Here is a 4,290-nt window from a genome sequence, read left to right on the forward strand (position 1 = left end):
CGGCTCGGGCTTACCTTGTCGCCCGGTGTAAATCGTTTTGATTAAGGAGGTGCCCAAGTCGATGACAATCAGGAGGCCGGGCATTGTCATGGCGGTCATAGTCTGCTACCCCAACAACGGTGGTTAGCTTAGTTATGCCCAAAGGCAGGCGAAAACACTCATCGCGGATGTACAGGAGAGCACTGGCACCCTGTGCATCCGCGATGGCAGCAAGGCCTCTACCAGCGCAAGCCGCGTGAGCTTGCAAGGTCACACATCACGGGCAGCCGACGATGCCGCACATCGAAGCCTCAGAAGAGGGTCAGACTGGGGGCGCGGTGAGCGGGAGTGGGATCGCCCAGGAGTCACCGCGCCGATGGCGTGGGCTCCCGCGCCAGACGACAGCAATTGTACATGGCAAGTGTGCGCCGTGTATCAGGATGGCACTGCCACCCCCTTTGACTTCGGTAAAGAGCCCCATCGGGAATTCAGCCCTTAAGCGCAAGCGACCATTGGCTCCACCACGGATAGGATCGAGCGATGGTTACCGCTTTAGGGGTAAGTAAGACTACAAAGACTCCGCCAGCTTCAGTTTGAGAGCTTCAAGCGCACTGCAAGCAGCACCTACTCGCGCGCCTCGTTGAAGGGTAGCGAGAGCTGGTCTTGTCCCGCCAAGCGTTGACGTTTCTGCGCTATTTCGACCTGTCGTCTGGCTTTGACCTGGTTCAACACCTGTTTGATATAGGCAATCCCCTCCGCCTGGGTCATATTTCTGGTCTCTGGCTGACTCAAAGACCCGATGGGAGTGCTATTACACCCGATCGCCCATGATTCCAGACTTTCCAAAGGGCTAGAACTTACTTCAGGTAAGGTATTACACCCACTTTGACTCAATAAGTTTGTGTGACTGTTGGAGCCGGATGCCGTCCACGAGCAATCCGGCTCCGCAGCACTCTGAAGCGCGCCCATTGTTGCGTTTTGTAAATATCTGGGATGCCAGAGATCGCGATGACGATAGAGCGTCGCACCACTCAGTCCATAGGGAATGAGCGCATCGAAGCGTTCGGTAATGCCTGCTGGTAAGGCTTCTTTCTCTAAGAGGTCAGCGACGACTTGTTGAATCCTGTCTCTGGCTTCGGCTTGTTGTTGCTGGTTCCAACTCGTCTCTGACTCGTCAGGATTATCAGGGCTTAGTTCAGCGGGACGTTTGTCGGTGCCGTAGTGGAAGTAGTGGCTTTGTTCAATCGCGAGCATCCAGTCTTGAGCGCGTTTCTCCACTTCATGCTGATGCTGGCACCAATCGTGATAGCCGGGTAGGGCTTGGGCGATCGTGACGATATCGTGTACCAACGCATTACCTTCTAACGGCTTGTCGGTATAGAGGACATGCCCAAAGATGTAAGAGCGCATGGCAATGCGCCCGAGTAAGCGATTGGTTTGTCCGGGACCGGTCCAGCCCTGTTCAATTTCGGCATTCAGGTCATTTAAGAACTTATCGGCTTTGCCGGTGACATGGAACTGTCGTCGTCGCGCGGCTTTGAGAATCCGGTCCAGTGCTTTGGTATCGAGGCTGTTGCGCTGTTGGGCGAACTGCCAGTGTTGGACAAAGGTCTCTTGATTGCCCCAGATCATCTGGAGGTCTTGATTCAGCAGATACGACCCCGCTTGCATCGGCAGACGATGACCGTTGTAGAGACTAGGCTCGCCACTGGTCACATAGGCTTTGCAGTTGGGAAAGACTTCCAGTTGTCCCGGTGCCAGCTTGAACCCCTTGTTTTCCAGCAGGGTGGAGACTGCCAGGGCGATCGCCCATGTCTTCTGTTCGGTGTCAAAGGGCAAGTAGAGATGGAGACCGCCGCTATAGCTGGACGTGCAGACGACGGCTTGCACTAGTCCTAAGACTTCCAATGCTTCCACCAGTCGTCGCCAAGCGAAGCGATCTCGCGTGGGGTGGTAGGCACTGCTTTTGTCGACATCGAGTACACAGTAACGGGTGGTGGGACCAAAGCGGACACCGTAGAGTGCGGTGCCCTGTTGGAGCAGGCGATCGCTCAAGGGATGACGGCTCTCGGTTTGCCAGTCGGGTCGTTCGTCGGGATGGGGATGCTCGGCCCAGAGGTAATCATAGCGGTGGGGCCAGAGCGCGAGGAAGGGATCGTCGCCTTCCTGGACAGAGGGAAAGGTACGGGAGGGGGCTAGCTGCATGGGCTGCCCTCCCAACATTGATAAAAAATTTGATGCACAAGTTAACTCCCTATGGCTGGAACAACAGCAGATAGGAAGCCATGCAAAAACTAGAACAATTCATCAAAAAGGTTGCACCTTTTGACAAATTGCCACTAAAATTGGCATAGCAAAGCTGGGTGACCTAACATTTGTGCTCGCCAAAGCTGTGAGTTAGAGTCCCCGCCCCTATCCTTCAATTTAATAACAAGCCTTCTAACCCCTTCTGTTTCCCGCAGTGGGGGTTTTTGACTTCTAGATATTCCTAGAACATAACCACGCTCCTTGCGCTTTCAAAAGAACAAACTTGGTGACGTACCAGCCGTGTTTCTCAGCTCAGCAATTCGACTTTAGAGAGTATATTTGATCTGCTCCCAGATCCGGACACCCTGCTGTGATTTTTAACGGCAGCGGTCAGGGTTAATGCCCAGACCTGAAGACTTGCTCAGCTGTCAGTGTTAACTCTGGGAAAGTCAGAGACTCAATCCGCTCCCTACCTCTAAATTGCTTCACCTGATACTCTCCATCTCTGAGTACATAGACTGAAAAAGTGGGTTGTTTTGGTTTGCCAATATAGCGAGTGCCGCCTAGTCCTAAGTAATCGGCCAGCCAATACTCTTGAATTCCCATCGTTTCGTAGTCTTCAAATTTGCGGGCGTAGTCAGTTTCCCAGTTGGTACTGACCACCTCGACAACGAGCTTGATAGTGCTGCCTCTAGTAATGGTGGCTTCCTGCTGCCAAAGGGGTTCCTTTGCCAAGGTTTGGCGATCAACTACCAGTACATCGGGTAGATAGCCTGTGTTCCAGCTAGGAGCCTTAATCAGTGCTCGCCTGGGGAACTTGTAAGGATATTGCAGCCGATTCGCCTCTAGAGTGAGCGTTGTGGACAGTAAATCAGTGACATCTTCATGTCCACCCGTTGGTTGCATCTCGAAAACAATTCCATCAATCAACTCGTAGCGTCCGTCCTGGGGTAGCCAAGTGACGAACTCCTCAAAACTCATCGGTTTTTCAATCGCTGCAATCATGCGATTACCCCTTACTTGCCTTTCAACTTCTCCAACCCTGGAAGGTCTGGAACGTTTGGCGGTTCCCCTCTTAGAACACTGACCACGATCGCTTGAATGAGGTTCGGCACTGTCCGAATCTCTTTATCTGCCCATTTTTCGAGAATTTCAAACTGATCATCCTCGAAAGATACGGTTGTGCGCCGCATATCGTCTGCTTCCCGCTTGGAATGCATAAATCATATCCTCCCTCTCTGGACGATCTCATTTTTGCATCAAGCTAATCAAATACATTAAATGCGTCAATTGATGTAATTTATGTTAGCATCCTCTACGAGATTCGTTGCTATTTCATTGCAACGGGATCCTTTCGGATGACGCGGCAATGGAAGAGGCAAAACCATGACCGTTCATGTTTTATAGCCGCTGGGTCACTCCCTTAAAGAGTTAGCGTGGCGACTCTCAAGAGTGAGAGGTCGGAAAGTCCCTGACCGCACCTTGTGCTGGTGGATCGAACAGCTTCACATCGAGCCAAATGCCTATGGACTTTATGACGACAGTGATTTAGCCGTGCTCATCAGGCTTGTCTTGTTTCTCAAACGCTGTCGGTCGATCGCCAAATTCAAAACCCTATTGATTCAGGAGCTAGAAACGCATGCCCCTTAACACCGATGCCCTCAAAGACTCCGTCAACGGGCACAAACCCAAAGCCAAGCGCCCGAACCCTAACCCTGAGCAACCAGGAAGCTGTTGCACATTGCTTGGGCTGTCGTGAAAAACAGGCGACCCTTTGACTCAGATTATAGGAAGGTGAAACAGCAAACGGCTTGACAGCCAACTACCGTATCTTCGCTACCTTTACGCCAAGATGACCAAAATTTAGCGACTCTTCCTCGCACTCGTGACGACATGATTTCATGCACCCTTAAAACTGAAGCATTTATGGCAGAACCCTTTCTTCCTGAAGACGAAACTGGGCAGACTTTGGGCAGTGACAATCGCTCTAGTGGTCTGTCAATTTTCAGTTGATGGGTAAAGTCGCTGTAGTTTGATGCGTGCATCGGCTGTCGTAAACCGCCA

The 4,290-nt window shown here is 51.9% G+C and carries 5 protein-coding genes; 2 read left to right on the plus strand and 3 right to left on the minus strand.

What is annotated here, in order from left to right:
* The first annotated feature begins 241 nt into the window (after positions 1-241).
* A complete protein-coding gene (locus C7B82_RS31390) occupies positions 242-478 on the plus strand; it encodes a hypothetical protein (protein ID WP_219904145.1) in 237 nt (78 codons plus the stop codon).
* A 125-nt stretch (positions 479-603) separates the two neighbouring features.
* Here C7B82_RS31390 and C7B82_RS07910 read toward each other — a convergent pair whose 3' ends face one another.
* The 3 genes from C7B82_RS07910 to C7B82_RS07920 form a co-directional block, all read right to left on the minus strand.
* The gene (locus C7B82_RS07910) at positions 604-2,184 is read right to left on the minus strand and encodes a hypothetical protein (RefSeq protein ID WP_146141091.1); all 1,581 of its coding nucleotides are present in this window, start codon (positions 2,182-2,184) and stop codon (positions 604-606) included.
* A gap of 438 nt (positions 2,185-2,622) precedes the next feature.
* A complete protein-coding gene (locus tag C7B82_RS07915; RefSeq protein ID WP_106255758.1) occupies positions 2,623-3,231 on the minus strand; it encodes a Uma2 family endonuclease in 609 nt (202 codons plus the stop codon).
* An 11-nt stretch (positions 3,232-3,242) separates the two neighbouring features.
* Complete coding sequence (locus C7B82_RS07920) at positions 3,243-3,446, minus strand: hypothetical protein (protein ID WP_106255759.1); 204 nt, start codon at positions 3,444-3,446, stop codon at positions 3,243-3,245.
* 262 nt (positions 3,447-3,708) lie between these two features.
* Between C7B82_RS07920 and C7B82_RS32060 the strand changes: the two genes are divergently transcribed.
* Positions 3,709-3,876, plus strand: a complete 168-nt coding sequence (locus C7B82_RS32060) for a hypothetical protein (RefSeq protein WP_219904147.1) — start codon at positions 3,709-3,711, stop codon at positions 3,874-3,876.
* Positions 3,877-4,290: the final 414 nt, after the last annotated feature.

This window comes from Stenomitos frigidus ULC18 (genome assembly GCF_003003795.1).
GTDB classification, from domain to species: domain Bacteria; phylum Cyanobacteriota; class Cyanobacteriia; order Leptolyngbyales; family Leptolyngbyaceae; genus Stenomitos; species Stenomitos frigidus_A.

Coding starts and splice junctions, on each gene's coding strand:
- C7B82_RS07915 (WP_106255758.1), bottom strand. CDS start 3,231: ATGATTGCAGCGATTGAAAAACCGATGAGTTTTGAGGAGTTCGTCACT.
- C7B82_RS07920 (WP_106255759.1), bottom strand. CDS start 3,446: ATGCATTCCAAGCGGGAAGCAGACGATATGCGGCGCACAACCGTATCT.
- C7B82_RS07910 (WP_146141091.1), bottom strand. CDS start 2,184: ATGCAGCTAGCCCCCTCCCGTACCTTTCCCTCTGTCCAGGAAGGCGAC.